We start from the raw sequence: 21,168 nt of genomic DNA on the forward strand, positions 1-21,168 counted from the left end.
CGCCCGCCTGACCGAAAGCGTAAACCGTCGCCGCGGCACATGCCGCGTCGACGGGGTTTCGATGGTTCGCATAGTGCTCGCCGCGCTTTTGGCACTGGTCTCGGTTTCGGCTGCGCATGCCGACAAGCTGCTGGAGCCGACGCTCCACATCCCGCACTCGAGCGATGCCCACCCCCATATCGCGGTGACGTTGGATGCCTGCTCGGGCAATGTCGACCACCGCATCCTCGATGTGCTGGTCGAACAATCCATCCCCGCCACCATCTTCGTCACCCATCGCTGGCTGGTACGCAATGCCGACGCGATAGCGATCCTCGCCGCCCATCCCGATCTGTTCGATATCGAGGATCATGGCCGCGACCATATTCCGGCCGTCACCGGCACCGAAAGGCCCTACGGCATCAAGCCGGCGGGTACGCTGTCGGCAATCGACGATGAAGTGAACGGCGGCGAGGCGGCCATCGTGTTGGCCTTTGGCAAGCACGCAAAGTGGTTCCGTGGCGCCACGGCGCTCTACACGCCGGACGCAATCGATGAAATCCACCACCTCGGTTACCAGGTCGCCGGCTTTTCGCTCAACGCCGATCTCGGTGCCTCGGTCTCAACCAAGATCGCTACCCAACGTCTAGAAGGCGCCAAGGACGGCGACGTGGTCATCGCCCACATCAACCAGCCCAAGCGCGCCTCGGGCGCCGGCATCGCCGCCGGCCTGCTCGATCTCAAGCAGCGCGGCTACGACTTTGTCCGCCTCTCCGACGTGGCCGCAAGCTAGCCGATCGTCCGCTCGAGCACCGATAGCCAATTCCCCAGCGCGATCTTGCCCACCAAGTCTGCGCCATAGCCCTTGTCCAGTAGCGCCTGCAGCAGCTTTTGCACGCCGGTGATGTCCCCGATCGCTTCGGGCATCATCGCTCCGTCGAAATCCGAGCCCAGTGCCACGCCGTCCTCGCCGAGCGCCTCCACCAGCGCATCGACATGGCGAACCATCAGCTCGATCTCGGTATCGGCGCGGAACAGTCCGTCCGGCCGCAAGAATCCGACGGCATAGTTCAGCCCCACCACGCCACGGCTTTCGGCGATGGCCGCCAGTTGCCAATCCACCAGATTGCGCGCATGCGGGCAGATCGCGTGCACATTGGAATGCGTCGCCACGATCGGCTTGTCGCTGATCGCCGCCACGTCCCGGAAACCAGCAGCATTGAGATGCGACATATCCAGCATCACGCCCATTGCATTGCAGACGCGCACCAATTCCTTGCCAGCGTCGGTCAGGCCCGGCCCGATATCGGGATCGACATTGTGGCGAAACGGCACCCCGGTCGCGAAGGCGTTCTGCCGGCTCCAGACTAGTCCCACCGACCGCAGCCCCGCCGCATAGAGCACGTCCAGCGACCGGAAATCGGTATCGATCGCCTCGGCGCCCTCGATGTGGAACACCGATGCCAGCGTCCCCGCATCGATCGCTGCGCGCAGTTCGGCGGCACTGCGGCAGACCGCCAGCGCCCCGGCCCGCTCCAGTCGCAACAGGATCGAGGCCATGCCATTGGTTGACTGTTGCGCATCGGCCCAAGCCAACAGCGGCGGCAGGTTTTCCGACAGCCCCACCGGGGGTGGGCCAGCCGTCTTCAACGGCGGCGGGAACATAGCAAAGAACCCACCCACCATGCCGCCGGCCTTGGCGCGCGGCAAATCGATATGCGCCCCCGCCATCCCCTCGATGAACGGCTTTTCCTTATCGGCCCCCTCCGCCATCCACAGTTTGAGCAGCGTATCGTTGTGACCGTCGAAGAAAGGGATATTGGGCATGAGGGGACCTAGCAGGGAGTCGGTTGGCAAACGATAGGGGCAAGCGACGGGCGATGCCAACCTCTTGCGCTGAACAACTCAAGATTTCGCGCCCAACCGGCACCCTCACCCCAAAATTGTCGAATCCGCCGGGATGCCCTACATATCGCTTATGCCCACACAAAAACCTGCCCCCAGAACGCCCCGCACCTCCGGTCCCAAGCGTCCGCGCCAGCCCGCCGCCGGTGAATTGCCCACGCGCGAGCAACTGCTCGAAGCGCTCGCCAATAGCGATGACATCAAGGGCAAGCGCGATCTTGCCAAAGTATTCGGCATTCGCGGCGATATGCGGCGCCCGTTCAAGGCCATGCTGGCCGAGCTTGAGGGCGAAGGCGTCATCACCCGCACGCGCAAAGCCTTGCGCCGCACCGCCGCCCTGCCCGCCGTCACCGTGCTCGATATCCCCACCGATGCCGATCCCGAAAACCTGCACGCCTATCCGGCCCAGTGGAACCCCGAGGAAGGCGATCCGCCGCGCGTCACCGTGCTGAGCGGCCGCGACGCCCGCGTCGTACCCGGCCCCGGCGATCGTATCCTGGCCCGCATCGATGCCGGCGAGGCCGAAGTGCCGGTCTACACCGCCAAGGCGATGAAAATCCTCGACAAGCCGCGTCGCGGCCAGATCGGCATCGTGCGCCTTGACGATGAAGGCGCCCGCCTGATCCCGGTCGATCGCAAGCAGAAGGAAATGCGCATCCCCCTCGGCGATCTGATGAATGCTGGCGAAGGCGACCTGGTCGAAGTCGAGGTCAAGCTCTCCGGCCGACTGATGATTCCACGCGCCAAGGTCACCGCCGTCATCGGCAATCCGATGTCCGAAGGCGCTATCAGCCTGATCGCCATCCACAACCTGGAAATTCCCTTCCGTTTCCCGCCCGCTGTCATCCGCGAGTCGGAGGAAGCCAAGGAAGCCACGCTCAAGGGCCGCGAGGACTGGCGCGACCTGCCGCTCGTCACCATCGATCCATATGACGCCAAGGACCATGACGACGCCGTCTATGCCGAGCCCGACACGGACGAGAAAAACCCCGGCGGCCACATTGTCTATGTCGCCATCGCCGACGTCGCCGCCTATATCCGCCCCGGCACCGCGCTCGACCGCGAAGCCTATCTGCGCGGCAATTCGGTCTATTTCCCTGACCGCGTAGTGCCCATGCTGCCCGAGCGCATCTCCAACGACCTCTGCTCGCTCAAGGAAGGCGAGGCCCGCGCCTCGCTAGCCGTGCGCATGGTCTTCGACAAGGGCGGCCACAAACTCAGCCACACCTTCCACCGCGTGCTGATGCGGTCGGCCGCCAAGCTCAGCTACCAGCAGGCCCAGGCCGCAATCGACGGCCGTCCCGACGACAAGACAGGCCCGATTCTCGAACCGATCCTCAAGCCGCTCTACGCCGCCTATGCCGTCATGGCCAAGGCCCGCGACCAGCGCGGGCCCCTGGACCTCGATCTGCCCGAGCGGAAAATCATCCTCGACGACAAGGGCATGGTGAAGGACATCCGCGTCCCCGAACGCCTCGATGCCCACCGCCTGATCGAAGAAATGATGATCGCCGCCAACGTCGCCGCCGCCCAGACGCTGGAGCAAAAGAAGTCGCCCCTGCTCTACCGCGTCCACGACGTCCCCAGTTCCGAAAAGCTGATGGCCCTTCGCGACTTCCTTGGCTCGCTCGATATCTCGGTGAAGAAATCCGACGCCGTCCGCGCCAGCGACTTCAACGGCATCCTCGCCCAGGCCCGCAAGGCCGGCAATGTCGAGCAGGTCTCGGAGATGGTGCTGCGCAGCCAGGCGCAGGCCGAATATTCCGCCGAGAATTACGGCCATTTTGGCCTCAACCTCGAGCGCTATTCTCACTTCACCTCGCCCATCCGCCGCTATGCCGATCTCATCGTCCACCGCGCTTTGGTCAAGGCCATGGGCTTTGGCGACGACGGTCTCAGCGACAATGAGGGGCTAAAACTCCCCGGCATCGCCCAGCACATCTCGTCCACCGAGCGCCGCGCCATGCTGGCCGAACGCGAAACCGCCGATCGCCTGCTGGCGCAGTTCCTCGCCGGCCAGATCGGCGCCCGTTTCGAGGGCCGCATTTCCGGCGTCACCCGCTCCGGCCTGTTCATCCGCCTGCGCGATACCGGCGCCGACGGCTTCATCCCCGCCTCCACTCTCGGGCAGGATTACTACCGCTTCGAGCAGGAGCAACAGGCCATGATCGGCGACCGCACCGGAGAGAAATTCACGTTGGGCGACAACGTCACCGTGCGCCTGCTGGAAGCCGCTCCGGTGGCCGGCGCCCTACGATTCGAACTGCTTTCGGAAGGCGTCCGCGGCAATCCGTCATCTGCTAAACGCAGCGGAAAGCGCCCATCTAGTAGTTACGGCCCCAAGGGCCGCAGAAAGAGGTGACGCGATGGGTGTGCAGGTCAAGACCATGGAAGATCGTAAGGTCGGCCAGGCGATGTGGCGCGGTGCGCTGTGCAAATGTCCGAACTGCGGCCAGGGCCATATGTTTCGCGCCTACTTGAAAGTCGCCGATAGTTGCGACGTTTGCGGCGAAGAACTTTTCCATCACCGGGCCGATGATTTCCCGCCCTATATCGCCATCATGATCGTCGGCCACCTGCTGGTTGGCCTGATGCTGCATATGGAAATGACCTGGCACATGAACCCGGCGGTTTATCTCTACACCCTGGTACCACTCGCCATCGTCCTGCCGCTCGCCATCCTGCCCTCGATCAAGGGCGCCATCGTGGGCATGCAATGGGCCGCGCGCATGCACGGCTTCGATCCCGCGCATCGGGCCTGAGCCCAAGTCAACTCTGGCTTGACAATCTGCGGCAAATCCGTAGGTTGCGCCCAAATTCAGCGTCGCTTCCAAGCGGCGCCATTTGTTTTCGTAAAAGGTAGTCCCAAATGGCCAAAGCCGCTTCCGTCAAGATCAAGCTCGTGTCGACGGCTGATACTGGCTTCTACTACGTCACCAAGAAAAACGCCCGCACCCAGACCGAGAAGCTCTCGTACAAGAAGTACGATCCGGTTGTGCGCAAGCATGTCGAATTCAAGGAAGCCAAGATCAAGTAATCCACGCCTGATCAAGCTGCTCTAAAGTAAAAAGCCCCGCATCAATGATGCGGGGCTTTTTCATGCTCGTGACGTGAGCTTTGGAGTGCAGTTTGAACGAACCACCCAGTTGCGGCGAAATTTAGGTGAAATAAACCCTCACGCCCGGAATCAAGGATGGGGTAGTTCACGTCAGGCCGAGTCGAAAATGATGATCTTCGAGAACCGGAGCGGAGCGTAAGTACGTGAGCACCGGAAGCGCAGAAGATTATCATTTGCAGACCGGCATCACGTGAACAGTGGCTGGTCCGGAGCGGCATGTCGAAGAGGCCACTCTGTCCGCGTCCGGACCAACCGCCCTACGGACCCAAGCGTTGCGGCGGACTTGGGTGGATCGTAGGGAACTGTGAGCGAAACCACGTAGATGATTGCGGCCCGCTGTTGAGGCGAACCTACGCCACCGCGGCAAAAACTCAAGCAATACCAGGCCTTTCGGCTCGGCAATGCTTTGTTAAGTATAAGAGATAACCCTAACGCGGCGGAATTGACTTATGAATCAAGCCGCATCGAACACAACGCGGTTCCGCCCCTCGCGCTTGGCGCGATACAGCGCCACGTCCGCCCGCTTGATCAGCGTCTCGGGCGTATCGGCCAGGCTTTCCTGCAGCGTGACACCCACCGATACGGTGACGGTCAGCGGCCGAGCCGTGCCCACTTCGAAGCCGCGATCCGCCACCGCTTCGCGCACCCGCTCGGCGACGGCTTCGGCCTGTCGGAAATCGGTATCGGGCATCAGGACCACAAATTCCTCGCCGCCGAACCGGCAGGCCAGGTCCACGCCACGAATATTGCGCTTCAGTCGCAGGGAGAATTCCTTGAGCACCGCATCGCCGATATCGTGGCCATGGGTGTCGTTGACGCTCTTGAAGTGATCGATATCGAGCAACATCACCGCCATGTCGCGCTCTTGCGACTGCGCCTTGCCCAGCATCACGCCAAGATGCCGGTCGAAATAACGCCGGTTATAGAGCCCCGTCATATCGTCGGTGACCGCTAGCGCCATGGTGTTGCTGACGCTCTGGCGCAGTTCCAGCGCATAGCGCTGCCGCCGGATCTGCGTGCGCACCCGGGCCGCCAACTCGTTGCGCTCCACAGGCCGCGAAATGAAATCGTTGACCCCAAGGTCCAGCGCCCGCACCACGCGCGGCTTGTCGCCCTCATCGGCCATCAAGATGATGGGGAGAGTGCGTGTATGCTCCAGCGTGCGAATTTGCGAGCACACCCGCAGTGGATCGAAATCGTCCAGCGCCATCGACACCAGCGCTAGCTCATACTGCGCACCGGTCACCTGGAATACCGCATCGGCTGGCTGCGTCAGCACGTCGACCCTGTGGTCGCCCAGATAGCCCTTGATCCGCTCGGCATGGCGCGCATCGGTATCGATGATCAGGATCGAGCCACCGGTGGTGGTGATCTGGTCCATCACCCGCATGGCGTCTTCGATGGCAATCTGTTGGCCGGTCAGTGCCCGTGCCCGCAATTCGTCGGTCAGCGACTTCAGCCGCACCAGGCTTTTGACGCGCGCCATCAGCTGCATGTCGTCGACAGGTTTGGTTAGGAAATCGTCGGCGCCCACTTCCAGGCCCTTGACCCGGTCGGACGGCTGGTCGAGCGCGGTGATCATCAGCACCGGCACGTGATGGGTCTTGGGATTGGATTTCAGCCGCCGGCAGACCTCGAAGCCGTCCATGTCCGGCATCATCACGTCCAGCAGCACGATATCGACGTCGGAATTATTGCAGATTTCCAGCGCCTGCGGTCCCGACGAGGCGGTGACCACTTCATAATATTCGGCCGTCAGCCGCGCTTCGAGCAGCCGCACATTGGTCGGAATGTCATCGACGATCAGTACACGTGCGGTCACTGCAGAGCCCCGGAATACAGCAAGGGCCCGTAGCGTCCACCACAGGCGTCCAGCTTAGCGCTTGAGGCCGTTTGACGGCCTTAAGCGGGTCCAATGTAGCGGGCAATAGTTTCCAAAAAGTGAGGCACGGAGATCGGTTTACTGATGTAACCCTCGCAACCGCCTTGCAGAATCCGCTCCTCATCGCCCTTCATCGCAAATGCGGTGACGGCAATAACCGGAATGTGAGCCAGCTCATCATCGTCCTTGAGCCATTTGGTCACCACCAGGCCAGAAACCTCCGGCAGCTGGATATCCATCAGGATCAGATCGGGCCGATGCGCGCGCGCCAGATCGAGTGCTTCCATGCCATTGCGGGTCTGGATCACGGCGTAACCACGCGATTCGAGCAGATCGTTGAAGAGCTTCATGTTGAGCTCGTTGTCTTCCACGATCATGACTGTCTTGGGCATTCGTCCTCGCTTGCGCTTATCAGCGCTGGCAGCACTTCGTTTTGCCGCCTATCTCGGGTAACATTGAATCTCTTTACAAAACACCAAATGAGCCTGCCGGTGCCCATCCAGAAGTCCGTCTCAATCGATGCAACCCAGCTGGCTGAACTTTGCCTCGGCTACCTGGCCGAAAACAGCGACGAACTGCTGCGCTTCATGGACTTTGTCGGCTACGATCCCGCTTCGCTTCGACTTTCCGTCGGGTCCACCCAACTGAATTCTGGTCTCATCGACTACTTTGCCTCAAACGAATCGATTCTGCTCGCCCTCTGCGCAAATGCCGGGATCACGCCCGAACAATTCATGCGCGTCTGGGCCAAGCTGAACCCGGCAGGATGATATATGGGTGCGCCCTGGCTCTGCCGCGATTGCCTGGAAAGCGGCTACGCCGCCGCCGCTCCCGCGCGCTGCCCGGCCTGCGGCTCGCCGCGCATTCGCAGCCATGACGAGCTGTTCGCGCTCTCCATCGCCCACGTCGATTGCGACGCCTTCTACGCCTCGGTCGAAAAACGCGACGACCCCAGCCTGCGCGACAAGCCGCTGATCATCGGCGGTGGCACGCGCGGCGTCGTCTCGACCTGCTGCTACATCGCCCGCCAGTTCGGCGTCCGCTCCGCCATGCCGATGTTCCAGGCCCGCAAGCTGTGCCCCGATGCCGTCATCATCAAGCCCAACATGGCCAAATATGTCGACGTCAGCCGCCAGATCCGCACCTATATGGATGCGTTGACGCCGCTGGTCCAACCCATCTCCATCGACGAAGCCTTCCTTGATCTCACCGGCACCCAGGCGCTGCACAAAGCCCCGGCTGCAGTGGTTCTTGCTCGCTTCGCCAAGGCCATCGCCAACGACATCGGCGTCACCATTTCGGTCGGTCGCAGCCACAACAAGTTCCTCGCCAAGCTCGCCTCCGATCTCGACAAGCCGCGCGGCTTTGCCGCCATCGGCGCCGCCGAAACCCTGAGCTTCCTCGCCCCCAAGCCGATCAGCATGATCTATGGCGTCGGCAAGGTGTTCACTGAAACGCTGCGGAAGGACGGGCTCGTCACGATCGGCCAGCTCCAGGAAGAGCCGCCGGAAAACCTGATGCGCCGCTATGGCGAAATGGGCGCGCGCCTCGCCCGCCTGTCCCGCGGCCAGGACAGCCGCAAGATTTCCAGCGACGGCGAGATGAAGACGGTCTCGTCCGAGACCACGTTCAACAGCGATATCAGTACGCTGGAAGCCCTTTCCACCGAACTGCTGCAAGTGACCGAGCGCCTGTCGGAACGCCTTAAGGCCAAGAACATCGTCGGCGACACGGTGACGCTCAAGCTCAAGTCCGCCGGTTTCCGCTTGCGCACCCGAGCGCGCCACCTGATGATCCCCACGCAATTGGCCAATGTTATCTACGAGGCCGGCCTGCAATTGCTGGCCCGCGAGATCGACGGCACCGCTTTCCGGCTGATTGGAATCGGCGTTTCGGGTATCGATACTGCCGATGGCACGGATCCGGCCGATTTGCTGGAGCCGGCCATCGCCCGCAAGGCGGCAGCCGAGCGCGCCATGGATCGCGTTCGCACCCGGTTCGGGCGTGACGCGGTGGTGCGTGGCAAGCTATACAAGCTCAAGCCGGTGCTCGATCCGGCCGAGGCCGATACCAGTCCGGAACACGCTTTAGACGTGTCCGACCCCGACCAAACGCAAGGTAAGACGCGATGACCAGCCCGATCGAAAAGCTCCGAGAATACGGCTACGAACTCCCCGCCCCCAAGCCCCCCGTCGCCAGCTATGTACCGATCACTCGCAGCGGCAACATCGTCTATGTCTCGGGCCAGATTTCCAGCGGCGAAGGCGGCGTCGTCACCGGCCGCCTTGGCGAAAACATGAACGTGGTGCAGGGTGGCAATGCCGCCGAACTCTGCGCGGTCAACATCCTGGCCCAGGTCGTCCATATGGGCGGCATCCGTCTCGAAGACATCAAGCGCGTGCTCAAGCTGACCGTCCTCGTTGCCTCGGACCCAGAATTCTTCGAACAGCACCTGGTCGCCAACGGCGCTTCCAACCTTCTGGTTGGCGTCCTCGGCGATAAGGGCAAGCACGCCCGCGCCGCGTTTGGTGTTGTGGCTTTGCCGTTTGGCGCGGCGGTTGAAATTGACGCGGTGTTTGAGATCGAGGGATAGGCCCCCCTCACCCTGCTTACTTCGCTGAACGCGTCGGAAGCTGTCCCTCTCCCACAAGGGCGAGGGTTGATGACTGAGAGGTATCGGCTCCATCCCTTCTCCCCTCGTGGGAGAAGGTGCCCGAAGGGCGGATGAGAGGGCCGTTACACCCCCGTCACATTCCCCTGCCACACGAGACCCCGTCCCCATTCAGGAGGTCCCTTATGACCACCGCTCTGTTCCCCCGCCCCATCGCCCATCGCGGCCTGCACAATCGCGCCGCCGGCATCAACGAAAACAGCGCCGCGGCCTTCGAGGCCGCGATTGCGGGCAATTTCGCTATCGAATGCGACCTGCAACTGACCAGCGACGGCGTCCCCGTCGTCTTCCACGACGATGATCTGGAGCGCCTCACCGGCAAAACCGGTCCCGTCTCAGCGATCACCAGCGCCGAACTCACCAGCACCCCCCTGCTCGGCAGTGCCGATGGCAATTGCCCACAGCGCTTCACCGATTTCCTGACCCAGATCGGCGGCCGGACCCTGCTTCAGATAGAGTTGAAGCATCAGACCGATGTCGCCGGCACCCAGCTTCTCGCCCGCAGCGCCGCCGAACTCCTCAAGTCCTATACCGGCCCCGTCACAGTCGAATCGTTTGATCCGAACCTGCTCACCCAGATCCGCCAGTTCGGCTTCACTGGCCCGCGCGGCATCATCACTTATGATTACGAACCCAATGAATGGGACAGTCACCTCAGCGACGACCAGCGCTATACATTGCGCCATCTGCTGCACTGGCACGAAACCCAGTTCGATTTCATTTCCTGCGACAAGGACGCCCTGGAATTGCCCGCCATCAAGTTCTGGCGAGCGCTCGGCAAACCCGTGACCGCCTGGACCATTCGCAGTAAGGTTGAAGCCGATGCGGCTGCCCCTTACATTGACCAGATTGTTTTCGAAGGGTTCGATCCCGAACTTGCCAGCTAATTCCTATACGGCGACGATCCATGCGACCACGGCGGCCATTCCCGCCGCGGTCTGGAACAGCCTTGTGCCGTCCACGGGCGGCAAGCCCGACAACCCCTTCCTCGATCACGCGTTTTTCCTCGCTCTCGAACAGTCCGGCTGCGCCACGGGCAAAACCGGCTGGCAAGCCCAGCACATCACCATCGACGATGCGGACGGCAAGCCGATCGGCCTGATGCCACTATTCCTCAAATCCCATTCCATGGGTGAATACGTCTTCGACCACGGCTGGGCCAATGCGTTGGAACGCGCCGGCGGCCACTACTACCCCAAGCTGCAATGCTCGGTGCCATTCACCCCGGCCACCGCGCCCAAACTGCTGGTGCCATCGGGCGATGCCAATATCGAGGCCGCCCTACTTTCAGCTGCCCAACAATTGGCCATTCAGCGCGACGCCTCCTCTGTCCACGCCACCTTTGTGCCCGAGGCCGAGGCCGATTTGATCGAATCGGACGGCTGGCTCAAGCGCGTCGACACCCAGTTCCACTGGCACAATGACGGCTTTGCCACCTTCGACGACTTCCTCGAAACCCTGTCCTCGCGCAAGCGCAAGACCATCCGCCGCGAGCGCCGCGACGCATTGGCCGATGGGCTCACAGTCAAATGGCTGACCGGCAGCGACCTGATGGAGCACCATTGGGACGCCTTCTACGATTTCTATGAGGACACCGGCGCCCGCAAATGGGGCCGCCCCTACCTCAATCGCAAGTTCTTCTCGCTATTGAACCAGACCATGGCCGACCGCATCGTGCTGATGCTGGCCTATGACGGCGACACCCCCATCGCTGGCGCCATCAACTTCCTCGGCCATGACCGCATTTTCGGCCGCAACTGGGGCGCCATCCGCGAAGTGCCGTTCCTGCATTTCGAGCTGTGCTACTATCAGGCCATCGATTTCGCCATCCAGCACAAGCTCAAGGTCGTCGAAGCCGGCGCCCAGGGCGAGCACAAACTGGCCCGCGGCTACGCCCCCGCCAGCACTTATTCCGTCCACTGGATCGCCCATCCGGGCCTGCGCGCCGCCGTCGCCGACTTCCTCGAACAGGAACGCGTCTCGGTCGAGCACCAGCAGGAAATGCTCGAAGAATACACGCCGTTTAGGAAGGGCGAGCGGACGGACAAGTAGCCTCTTCACCTCTCCCTCCGGGGGAGAGGTCGACCCCCTTGGGTCGGGTGAGGGGGCCTTTCCCAAGCACCTCACCCAGTAAAGGCCCCCTCACCCGTCGCTACGCGCCGACCTCTCCCCAAAGGGAGAGGTGAACGACAGCCGTGGCACCGTGCCCCCTTCCCTCCGCCTGCCATCGGCCTTATCTAAATCCGATGATCTGGGACATAATCACCTTCGCGCTCCAAGCCATTTTGGCCTTCGTCGTCTCGACGGCGCTGTTCGATGCCCTGCATTGGGTTCTTCACCGATGGGAAAGCTCGCGCTTCCAGCTTCTGCGCACCTTTTCGTCCTGGCATTGGGTGCATCACAAGTTCCTCGGGCTCGATATGCAGATCAACCCGGCCTATGCCCGTCAGAACATCTGGTTCCACATCCTGCCCGAATACCTGACCTCGATCCTGGGCACGCTGATTTTCCTCGTGATTTTCCCCTGGCCACCCATCGCCCTGGTCGTGGTCATCCGCACCATCATGCTGGGCATGACGCTCAAGGAAGAGGGGCTCGACTACAACCACATGTCGATGTCCCGCGTCGGTGGCCAGCAGGGCCTGCTCTGGGTGGATAACAATTACCACGCCATGCACCACGTCTATCCGCACAACTTCTTCTCGTCCTTCACCAATGTCTTCGACCTGATGGCCGGCACGTCATGCCAGATCAAGGGCCGCAACTTCCTCATCACCGGCGCCAACGGAGCCTTCGGCTCCGCCATGGTCGAAAAATTGCAAAAGGCCGGCGGCATTGTCGAAACTGCCAAATCCGGTGTGGATTTCTCCGCCGGCAATTACGCCGCAATGCGCGAAAAACTCGACCGCGCCGACGTCCTCATCCTGGCCCACGGCGCCAAATCCGAAGACGCCTGGAACGCCAATTACGTCACCTTCACCGACCTGATCGACCTGTTCACCGATCTCGGCAAAGCCCGCCTCGCCCCGCCCGAAGTGTGGGCCTTGGGCTCCGAAGTCGAGTTCCACGGCGATATGGGCATGGCCGAGCTCAAGGATTATTCCGCCTCCAAGCGCGCCTTTGCCCTCCGCGCCCGCGATTACTACCGGTCCGATGCCCTGCTCTACCGCCATATCGTTCCCTCGTCCTTCACCTCCCCCATGGGCAAAGGCCCCATGAGCGCCGGCACCGCCGCGTCCATCGCCCTCTTCTTCATCCGCCGCGGCTTCAAATATGTCCCCGTCACCCTCACCGGCCTCGCCGTCCTCAACTACTTCCGCTTCCGCTATGTCCAGAAGCCGGCCGCCGAAGCCTTGACGCCTGCTGAGTAGCGCTCGGTTCCATCGCCCCCTTGAGGGGAGGGCCAGGGTGGGGGTAAGCCTGATCAACCTCGAACAGCGAGAATCACCGGTGACCTACGACCCCTCCAACATTTTCGCCAAAATCATCCGCGGCGAAATTCCGGCGCATAAGGTCTACGAGGACGAGGCCGCCCTCGTGATGATGGACATCTTCCCCCAGTCCCGTGGCCATCTCCTGATCATCCCCAAGACCGCCTCCCGCAACCTGCTCGACGCTGATCCCGCCACGCTCTCCGCCGTCATGCCACTGGTCCAGCGCGCCGCCAAAGCCCTGCTCGCCGTCACCGCTGCCGATGGAATTCGTTTCGTCCAATTCAGCGAGGCACCGGCGGGCCAGAGCGTTTTCCACCTGCATTTCCATCTGATCCCGGCCTATGAGGGCATGTCCCTAGCCCCCCATGCCGCAGGCAAGGCCGATGATGCCGAACTGGCTGCCTTGGCCAAGACTATAGCGGCGCACCTGGCCTAATCTTGCATCCGACCAATGCACTGGTTGCCAGGCCGCTGATTTGGCTAAACACTCGTTCCGGCGCTCCAAGGCGCGTAGCAATGGGATGGTGCAACAATGTTCAAAGCCTTGATACCCGCCTGGATGGCAATCGGTTTGACAGTGAGTTCCGTGCAGGCACAGACGACAGAAGAGACGATCAACTACCCGGTCGACGGTCTCAATATCGTCGGCACCCTGTCGGTGCCCGCCGGCGATCCGGCGCCGGTCGTCCTGCTCCTGCACGGCTTCGGCGGCACCCGCGACGAATTGGAAATACCGGCGGTCAAGGAGGGCATTTACACCCGCGCTGCCCGCCAGTTGGCTGAGGCCGGCTATGCCAGTCTCCGCATCGACTTCCCCGGTTCGGGCGACAGCGGCGGCGAATTCGCCGACATGACCTATTCCGGCCAGATCGCCGCCGCAACCGCTGCGCTCGACTTCCTCAAGGCGGATCCGCGCGTCAATGGCAGCAAGATCGCCGTGATCGGCTGGAGCCAGGGCGGCCTTGTGGCCAGCGCCATTGCCGGCCGCACAGGTATTCCCGTCGCTACCGCGCTCTGGGCCGCGGTCGGTGAGCCCGAAGTTACCTTCGCCAAGCTGCTCGGTGCCGACAAGATCGCCGCCGGCCTCAAGACCGGCGCGACGCCCCTCGAACTGCCCATGCCCTGGGGGTTCTCGCTCTATCTCAAACAGCCCTATTTCGAGGAAATCCTCACCACGCACCCGCTCGAAGAAATCGTGGCCTATAAAGGCCCGCTCTTTGTCGCCGAGGGACTGAATGACGAGGCGATCCCGGTCGGCACCGGCGAAAAGTTCATCGCCGCCCATGACGGCCCGGAGGAACTGTGGATTCGCCCGATGGACCACGGCTTCAATTCCGCGACCGGCGTGGAAACCGTCGACGAAATGGTCGCCGCCACTATCGCCTTCTTCAAACCCTATCTCTAACGCACGGGGGCCGCGAGCAATCCCCGCTCACGCCCTTCCTCCAACGGACCGACCGTAACGTGACCCCTGCCCCCCAGCTTAGCCTCGGCCTCCTGCTGACCGCCGCGGCAGGGTTCATCGACGCCATCGGCTTCATCAAATTGGGCGGCTTCTACACCTCGTTCATGAGTGGTAATACCACCCAGCTTGGCGATGCCCTCGCCAATGGCGTCTGGCCGGCCGCGCTGCTCACCGCTTCGCTGGTGCTGCTATTTTTCCTTGGTAGCGTTGCCGGCTCGGCGCTGGCGCTCACCGGCCGCCGCTGGGGCCCAGTCTTTACCCTCGCATTGGTACTGCTCGCCCTCGTCACCGCACTGTCGCTCACGCTGACCGGGTATCCCGCCTCCCAGGCCATGCTGGCGCTCGCTATCGCCGCCGGGGCACAGAATGCCGTGCTGCTCTCGGAAGGCTCGGTGCGCCTTGGCACCACTTTCGTCACCGGCACCTTGTTCACCGCGGGCCAGGATCTCGCCCGCGCCTTGCGCCGCGAGGCGCCGCCCTGGCGCTGGGCGCAGCACCTGCTGGTGTGGGCGTCGTTGCTGGCGGGCGCAGCCGGTGGCGCTCTAGGCTACCGCGCCACCGACATTTATGCCCTCGCCTTACCCCTGGCGGTCTATGCCGCCTTCCTCGTCGGCTTTGTCATCTTGGGACCGCGCGCCGCCAAACTCTAACCCTGACTCGCCCGCAGTTGAACTTTTTCCCCGCCGCCGGCTTATCTCCTCACCACACAGCACGAGGAGGTGACAATGACCGAGCCAGTCTATGACGACGAGCGATCACCCAAAGGCGACCACAATCGCCGTATCGCCCTCGGCTTCAGCCTTGAGGAGTTCGCCGCCGAGGCCGGGGTGATCCCCGAGGCCCTGCGCGAATACGAAACCACCGGGCCGGACGACGACTTCAATCTCGCCGTCGCCCACCAGGTTGGTGTGACCCTGGACCGGCTGGAAGCCCTCGCCAACCAGCCCAGTACCAACCCGCCAACGTTTATCTAAAGGCGACACGCGCTACGGACTAAACGTACCGCTCTTCCTGCCTTCCCGCGGGGTTGACCCGCGGGCCACTCTCAGTGCGGCATGCGCGGCGAGAGGCCCGCGGATCAAGTCCGCGGGAAGAAAGGCAGAACGGGAAAGAAGATACGCGTCAAACCGGGCCCTCAGCACCTTAATACTTCAAATACAAAAAAGGCCGGGATCGCTCCCGGCCTTTTCAATTCATATCGAGCTTGGCCTAGTTGTCTTTTTCGACAGTCGCCTTGCTCTTCTTTGGCCGCGGCAGCGCCTTCGGCTTGGCCGGACGCGGCGGCACAGCCACCAGCTCCAGCTTGGCTTCCGAGCCCTCGCCGACGACGGCCACCGTCACCGAACCGCCATTGACCAACTCGCCGAACAGCACCTGCTCGGCCAGCGGCTTCTTGACGTATTCCTGGATAACCCGGCCCAGCGGGCGGGCGCCCATGCGTTCATCATAGCCATGCTCAGCCAGCCAATCGGCGGCTTCTGGCGTCAGGTTGATGGTCACGCCACGCTCGGCCAACTGGCCTTCGAGCTGCAGCACGAACTTCTCGACCACGCGACGCACGACTTCGCGCGGCAGCGGAGCAAACGAAATGATCGCGTCCAGACGGTTGCGGAATTCCGGCGTGAACAGGCGGTTGATCGCCTCTTCGTCGTCGCCCTGTTCGCGCTTGCGGCCGAAACCGATCGGGCTCTTCTGCAAGTCCATGGCCCCGGCATTGGAGGTCATGATGAGGATGACATTGCGGAAATCCACCTGCTTGCCGTTATGGTCGGTCAGCTTGCCGTGGTCCATCACCTGCAACAGGATGTTGTAGAGATCGGGATGCGCCTTCTCGATTTCGTCGAGCAGCACCACGCAATGCGGATGCTGGTCTACGCCATCGGTGAGTAGGCCGCCCTGGTCGAACCCGACATAGCCCGGAGGCGCGCCGATCAAGCGCGACACGGTGTGGCGCTCCATGTACTCCGACATGTCGAAGCGCAAAAGCTCCACCCCAAGGGTGTCGGCGAGCTGTTTCGCCACTTCGGTCTTGCCGACGCCGGTCGGGCCGGTGAACAGGTACGAGCCGATCGGCTTTTCCGGTTCACGCAAGCCAGCACGGGCCAACTTGATCGCCGAGGCCAGCGAGGTGATCGCCACATCCTGCCCGAACACCACGGTGCGCAGGTTGGATTCAAGGCTCCGCAGCATTTCGGAATCCGACTTGGAGACCGATTTTGGCGGAATGCGCGCGATGGTCGCGATGGTCGCCTCGATGTCCTCGACGTCGATGATCGCCTTGCGATCCTCGAGCTTGAGCAGCATCTGGCTGGCCCCGGTCTCGTCGAGCACATCGATGGCCTTGTCCGGCAACTTGCGGTCGTTGATGTAACGGGCCGATAGCTCGACCGCCGCCTTCAGGGCTTCGTCGGTATACTTGATCTTGTGGAACTCTTCGAAATAGGGACGAAGGCCCTTCACGATCTCGATGGCATCGGGGATCGACGGCTCATTGACGTCGATCTTCTGGAAACGACGCACCAGCGCCCGGTCCTTCTCGAAGAACTGGCGATATTCCTTATAGGTGGTCGAACCGATGCAGCGGATCGCGCCCGAGGCCAAAGCAGGCTTGAGCAGGTTCGAAGCATCGAGCGCACCGCCCGAAGTGGCGCCGGCACCGATCATGGTGTGGATTTCATCGATGAACAGCACGGAATTGGGAAGCTTCTCCAGCTCCTTCATCACCGCCTTGAGGCGTTCCTCGAAATCACCGCGATAGCGCGTGCCGGCCAGCAGCGAGCCCATATCGAGTGAGTAGATCACGGCTTCCTTGAGCACTTCAGGCACATCGCCCTCGACGATCTTGCGCGCAAGACCCTCTGCGATAGCCGTCTTGCCCACGCCGGCATCGCCAACATAGATCGGATTGTTCTTGGAGCGACGGCACAGGATCTGGATGGTCCGCCGCAGTTCGGCATCGCGGCCGATCAGCGGATCGATCTTGCCGGCTCGCGCCTTGGCATTGAGATCGACGCAGAAATCGGCGAGCGCCGAGCTCTTGGCGTTCTCGCCGCGGCCACTTCCGCCTTCGCCATTGCCTTCATTGCCGTCCTCGGCTCCGCGCACTTTGCGTTCCTCGCTGGCACCCGATTTGGTAATGCCGTGGCTGATGAAATTGACCGCGTCCAGCCGGCTCATGTCCTGCTGTTCGAGGAAGTATGCTGCGTGGCTCTCGCGCTCGGCGAAAATAGCGACGAGCACATTGGCACCGGTCACTTCTTCGCGGCCCGACGACTGGACATGGATGACGGCGCGCTGAATGACGCGCTGGAACGCGGCGGTCGGCCGCGCGTCCTGGCCATTGGCCACGATCAGGCTGTCCAGCTCTTCATTGATAAAATCTTCGAGGTCGCTCTTGAGCGCGTCGACATCGACATCGCAACCGGTGAGCACCGCAATGGTCTCCCGGTCGTCGGTGAGTGCGAGCAGCAGGTGCTCGAGGGTTGCGAACTCATGGTTGCGCTCACGCGCCAGGTTCATCGCCTGATGCAGAGCCTTTTCAAGTCCGCGAGAAAATGAGGGCATCTGATGTTCCTATTGCTTTTCCATCACGCATTGCAGCGGATGCTGGTTTTTGCGTGCAGTATCCATGACGCGGGTCACCTTGGTTTCGGCGACCTCGTATGGAAAGACGCCGCATTCACCCACCCCCTTTTGGTGAACGTGCATCATGATCTGCATGGCCTCTTCACGCGATTTGTTGAAGACGTCCTGCAGGACCAGAACGACGAATTCCATGGGCGTGTAATCGTCGTTCAGCAGCAGCACTCGATACAGGTTCGGCCGCTTGGTCTTGGTCCGCGTTTTGGTCGCGGTTCCGGTTTCGGTGCCGCCTCTCCCGCCCCCGTCAGTGCCCTTGTCGCCGTCATCGTCCTTTGGCCCGGCCCAGGCAGGAACCGCAGACAACCGCAGGGCGGTGTCCACTTCGGGATTCTGGGCGAGCAGGCGGGATGGCGTCATGGCGATACATCTGTCGTGGGAGAAACGAAGCAGCATGGTGGACCCATTATGTAGGCAAAATCCAGCCGGTGTTAAGGGCCAATCCTTCTCTAATTCGTGACCGGCCAAAACGCCCTGAAATCGGGCGATTGTCAGCGTGGGACGGGTTCACCTGGATAGTCGGGCTGCATTTGCGGCTCCGCCAGGCGGAACGGCTCGAGCCGGCGACACCGATCAGCGATTTCCGTCACGCGCCGATAATCCCCCAGCTCGATTCCAAGCCGGCGGCCATTCGCGACCTGCGGAACCATGAATAGATCGGCCCAGCCGGGCTCGTCACCGAAACAAAACTGCCAATCTGCCGAGCGCGCCGCCAGCAATCCCTCCAGCGTGGCAAAACCCAGCCCCAGCCAATGCGCCACCCAGTGCTGCACGCGGGCCTCGCCGGCACCCATCTCACTCGTCAGGAACCGCCGCACGCGCTGCACCGTCAGCGCATGCATCTCCGCGGCAACCACGGAGCCAAAGGCGAGGGCCTGTGCTCGCACTACGGGATCGGCCGGCAACAACGGTCGTTCGGGAAAAGCCACCTCCAGATAATCGAGGATTGCCGCCGACTGCGTGATGACGCGCCCGTCGACCTCCAAAGCCGGCAGCAGTTCCTGGGGATTGATCCGGGAATACTCGCCGGGGCCAAGCATCGAGACCGCCACATACTCATAGGCGATACCCTTGAGGTTGAGCGCGATACGCACCCGCTCCCCGGCCGAATTCTGCGCCCTTGTATAAAGCTTCATGTCCATCCTTCCCGCTCGCTTCTACCCATCAGCTGCCTCCCAGACACACTCTCACCCAAATCGTTCGCATTTTACGGATTCGTAACACGCTGTAGCTAGATTGCCCCGGTAACGGATGCATTGGCGGATGGGGGCATCGTCAGGCCCCGGCTTTGTAAATTGTGTACGGGCGGTGTTTGCGCCCGAGAGTTATGTTGGAGTACCGGGTGGCTTCCCAGGCGAAATCCCCTTGGCGCGCAGTTCTTATGCGCACCCTTGCCGCAGTCCTTGTGTCCTTCGCCATCCTGGCGCCCATGGTCGCGCCGGCTCAGGCCATTGAAAATCTTCGTAAATATGCCGGCATCGTGGTCGACGCCAAATCCGGCAAGGTCATGTACGAAGAAGCCGCGGACAGTAAGCGCTATCCCGCCTCGATCACCAAGGTGATGACGCTCTACATCCTGTTCCAGGAACTGTCGGCCGGCAATCTGAGCCTGACCACCAAGATGACGGTCTCGCGCCATGCCGCCGCTGCCGAGCCAACCAAGCTCGGCCTGCGTGCCGGCGCCACCATTTCGGTGGAAGACGCCATCAAGGCCATCGTCACCTTGTCGGCCAATGACATGGCCCGCGTCATCGCCGAGCACATTTCGGGCTCGGAAGAAAAATTCGCCCAGCGCATGACCGCAACTGCCCGCGCGCTCGGCATGCGCAACACCACATACCGCAATGCCTCGGGCCTGCCCGATGGCGGTCAGCTCACCACGGTGCGCGATCAGGCCGTTCTCGGCATTGCCATTTATCAGCACTTCTCCAATTATTACGAATTCTTCCAGACCCGCAGCTTCAGCTATGGCCGCCGCACTTATGGCAACCATAACCGCGTGCTGGGCTACATGGACGCCGTCGACGGCATCAAGACCGGCTATATCAATGCCGCCGGCTCCAATCTGCTGACAGCCGCCCGCAAGGATAATCGCCATATCGTCGTCGTCGCCTTCGGCTTTAACAGCGGCGGCGCTCGCGACCAGAAGGTGCGCGAACTCGTCGCCACCTATCTGCCGAAGGGCCGCCAGGGCAATTATCTGCAGACCGCAATGATCCCGCAGCCTGGCCGTCAGGGCAATATTCAGGTCGCCGTGGCGCAATCGCCCGCCGAGACGCCAGCCGTCGGCACCTTTGTCATGCCCATGCCCCTGCCCGGCTTCCGCCTGGCGCAGCTCGTCGCCGGCAACGGTGCCCAGCCACAGCAAGTGCCGTTCCAGCAGGCCGCGCCCGAAGTCACCCTCGCCAGCGTCGCGCCGCAACCGGCTCCCATGCCCGCCGATCTGGGCCTGCAGCCGGCCGTCCAGGCTGCCAATACGCTCGCTGCGCCGAGCCAGGCGCCATCGCCTGAATATCCCAGCCAGGACGTCATCGGCGCTTGGCTCAGCGATACCTATAGCCTTGGCGCGCCGCCGGCTGCGCTCGGCCAGACCGCCCCGTCCGCGCCGCTGCTGCCACCTGTCGGCGTTGGCGCCGAGGGCCAGCCGGTCGATCTGTTGACCAGCGGTTCGATCGGCACCGCCGCCAATGACAACAAGGCAGCCGTGCCGCCCGGTGGCTGGATCGTCCAGATCGGCGCCGCTCCGTCCGAATCCAATGCCCAGGGCATGTTGACCGACGCCGCCGGCAAGGTCGCCAACCTTGGCGATTTCCGCTCCTACGTCGAACGCTTCGAGAAGAACGGCAAAGTGTTCTACCGCGCCCGCTTCGTCGGCTTCGGTGGCCGCGATGCGGCGACCGACATGTGCAACCGCCTCAAGCAGCAGAACCTCTCGTGCCTGGCAATGCAGGGCTGATCGCCAGCCCAACCGTGGCGGACCTGCTGCTGCGGCGATTGAAACGACAATGAGCCGGACGCGCCGTGTATGAGCGTCAAATGTTCGGCCGATAGGGAAGCAAATTGGTGCCTGTGTTT

The 21,168-nt window shown here is 62.4% G+C and carries 21 protein-coding genes; 15 read left to right on the plus strand and 6 right to left on the minus strand.

Annotated elements, in window-relative coordinates:
* Positions 1–61: 61 nt before the first annotated feature.
* Complete coding sequence (locus ABIB57_RS05825; RefSeq protein ID WP_354039162.1) at positions 62–772, plus strand: polysaccharide deacetylase family protein; 711 nt, start codon at positions 62–64, stop codon at positions 770–772.
* Here the strand turns inward: ABIB57_RS05825 and ABIB57_RS05830 are convergent.
* Positions 769–1,806, minus strand: coding sequence for a dipeptidase (locus tag ABIB57_RS05830; protein ID WP_354039164.1), 1,038 nt, complete (start codon positions 1,804–1,806; stop codon positions 769–771). The genes ABIB57_RS05825 and ABIB57_RS05830 overlap by 4 nt on opposite strands.
* Positions 1,807–1,948: 142 nt before the next feature.
* Here ABIB57_RS05830 and rnr point away from each other — a divergent pair, with 142 nt between their 5' ends.
* From rnr to rpmG, 3 genes are all read left to right on the plus strand, one after another.
* Positions 1,949–4,246, plus strand: a complete 2,298-nt coding sequence (gene rnr / locus ABIB57_RS05835) for a ribonuclease R (protein ID WP_502914359.1) — start codon at positions 1,949–1,951, stop codon at positions 4,244–4,246.
* Positions 4,247–4,250: 4 nt separating this feature from the next.
* Positions 4,251–4,646, plus strand: coding sequence for a DUF983 domain-containing protein (locus ABIB57_RS05840; RefSeq protein ID WP_354039168.1), 396 nt, complete (start codon positions 4,251–4,253; stop codon positions 4,644–4,646).
* A gap of 107 nt (positions 4,647–4,753) precedes the next feature.
* Positions 4,754–4,921 carry a 50S ribosomal protein L33 gene (gene rpmG, locus ABIB57_RS05845; RefSeq protein ID WP_299723999.1) on the plus strand — a complete coding sequence of 56 codons (168 nt, stop codon included), beginning with the start codon at positions 4,754–4,756 and terminating at the stop codon, positions 4,919–4,921.
* Between the two features lie 535 nt (positions 4,922–5,456).
* Here rpmG and ABIB57_RS05850 read toward each other — a convergent pair.
* Positions 5,457–6,824 carry a PleD family two-component system response regulator gene (locus ABIB57_RS05850; RefSeq protein ID WP_354039170.1) on the minus strand — a complete coding sequence of 456 codons (1,368 nt, stop codon included), beginning with the start codon at positions 6,822–6,824 and terminating at the stop codon, positions 5,457–5,459.
* 80 nt (positions 6,825–6,904) lie between these two features.
* A complete protein-coding gene (locus ABIB57_RS05855) occupies positions 6,905–7,276 on the minus strand; it encodes a response regulator (RefSeq protein WP_299723993.1) in 372 nt (123 codons plus the stop codon).
* Between the two features lie 87 nt (positions 7,277–7,363).
* On the opposite strand from ABIB57_RS05855, the gene ABIB57_RS05860 reads away from it, so the two are divergent.
* The 10 genes from ABIB57_RS05860 (at position 7,364) to ABIB57_RS05905 (ending at position 15,428) form a co-directional block, all read left to right on the plus strand.
* Positions 7,364–7,654: a DUF3572 family protein gene (locus ABIB57_RS05860; protein WP_299723991.1), complete on the plus strand. Its 291-nt coding sequence runs from the start codon at positions 7,364–7,366 to the stop codon at positions 7,652–7,654.
* A gap of 3 nt (positions 7,655–7,657) precedes the next feature.
* Positions 7,658–9,016: a DNA polymerase IV gene (locus tag ABIB57_RS05865; RefSeq protein ID WP_354039172.1), complete on the plus strand. Its 1,359-nt coding sequence runs from the start codon at positions 7,658–7,660 to the stop codon at positions 9,014–9,016.
* Positions 9,013–9,477 (plus strand): RidA family protein, encoded by a 465-nt coding sequence (locus ABIB57_RS05870; RefSeq protein ID WP_354039173.1) that lies wholly within the window; start codon positions 9,013–9,015, stop codon positions 9,475–9,477. Before ABIB57_RS05865 ends, ABIB57_RS05870 begins: the two co-directional genes overlap by 4 nt.
* Before the next feature lie 203 nt (positions 9,478–9,680).
* On the plus strand, positions 9,681–10,442 hold the full coding sequence (locus ABIB57_RS05875; RefSeq protein WP_354039174.1) for a glycerophosphodiester phosphodiesterase family protein: 762 nt from the start codon (positions 9,681–9,683) through the stop codon (positions 10,440–10,442).
* Positions 10,378–11,607, plus strand: coding sequence for a GNAT family N-acetyltransferase (locus tag ABIB57_RS05880; protein WP_502914349.1), 1,230 nt, complete (start codon positions 10,378–10,380; stop codon positions 11,605–11,607). Before ABIB57_RS05875 ends, ABIB57_RS05880 begins: the two co-directional genes overlap by 65 nt.
* Before the next feature lie 194 nt (positions 11,608–11,801).
* Positions 11,802–12,926 (plus strand): hypothetical protein, encoded by a 1,125-nt coding sequence (locus ABIB57_RS05885; RefSeq protein WP_354039177.1) that lies wholly within the window; start codon positions 11,802–11,804, stop codon positions 12,924–12,926.
* 79 nt (positions 12,927–13,005) lie between these two features.
* Complete coding sequence (locus ABIB57_RS05890; RefSeq protein WP_354039178.1) at positions 13,006–13,425, plus strand: HIT family protein; 420 nt, start codon at positions 13,006–13,008, stop codon at positions 13,423–13,425.
* 96 nt (positions 13,426–13,521) lie between these two features.
* Positions 13,522–14,394: an alpha/beta hydrolase family protein gene (locus ABIB57_RS05895; RefSeq protein ID WP_354039180.1), complete on the plus strand. Its 873-nt coding sequence runs from the start codon at positions 13,522–13,524 to the stop codon at positions 14,392–14,394.
* A 59-nt stretch (positions 14,395–14,453) separates the two neighbouring features.
* The gene (locus tag ABIB57_RS05900; protein WP_354039182.1) at positions 14,454–15,104 is read left to right on the plus strand and encodes a YoaK family protein; all 651 of its coding nucleotides are present in this window, start codon (positions 14,454–14,456) and stop codon (positions 15,102–15,104) included.
* 75 nt (positions 15,105–15,179) lie between these two features.
* The gene (locus ABIB57_RS05905; RefSeq protein WP_354039184.1) at positions 15,180–15,428 is read left to right on the plus strand and encodes a helix-turn-helix domain-containing protein; all 249 of its coding nucleotides are present in this window, start codon (positions 15,180–15,182) and stop codon (positions 15,426–15,428) included.
* A gap of 235 nt (positions 15,429–15,663) precedes the next feature.
* Here ABIB57_RS05905 and clpA read toward each other — a convergent pair whose 3' ends face one another.
* The 3 genes from clpA to maiA all read right to left on the minus strand — a co-directional run bounded on the left by clpA (position 15,664) and on the right by maiA (position 19,229).
* Positions 15,664–18,018, minus strand: coding sequence for an ATP-dependent Clp protease ATP-binding subunit ClpA (clpA, locus tag ABIB57_RS05910; RefSeq protein ID WP_502914350.1), 2,355 nt, complete (start codon positions 18,016–18,018; stop codon positions 15,664–15,666).
* A gap of 9 nt (positions 18,019–18,027) precedes the next feature.
* The gene (gene clpS / locus ABIB57_RS05915) at positions 18,028–18,453 is read right to left on the minus strand and encodes an ATP-dependent Clp protease adapter ClpS (protein ID WP_354039185.1); all 426 of its coding nucleotides are present in this window, start codon (positions 18,451–18,453) and stop codon (positions 18,028–18,030) included.
* Between the two features lie 131 nt (positions 18,454–18,584).
* Complete coding sequence (gene maiA / locus ABIB57_RS05920) at positions 18,585–19,229, minus strand: maleylacetoacetate isomerase (RefSeq protein WP_354039187.1); 645 nt, start codon at positions 19,227–19,229, stop codon at positions 18,585–18,587.
* 245 nt (positions 19,230–19,474) lie between these two features.
* Here maiA and ABIB57_RS05925 point away from each other — a divergent pair, with 245 nt between their 5' ends.
* Positions 19,475–21,049 carry a serine hydrolase gene (locus ABIB57_RS05925; RefSeq protein ID WP_354039188.1) on the plus strand — a complete coding sequence of 525 codons (1,575 nt, stop codon included), beginning with the start codon at positions 19,475–19,477 and terminating at the stop codon, positions 21,047–21,049.
* The last annotated feature ends 119 nt before the right edge of the window (positions 21,050–21,168 follow it).

Source organism: Devosia sp. UYZn731, from assembly GCF_040546795.1.
GTDB lineage: Bacteria > Pseudomonadota > Alphaproteobacteria > Rhizobiales > Devosiaceae > Devosia.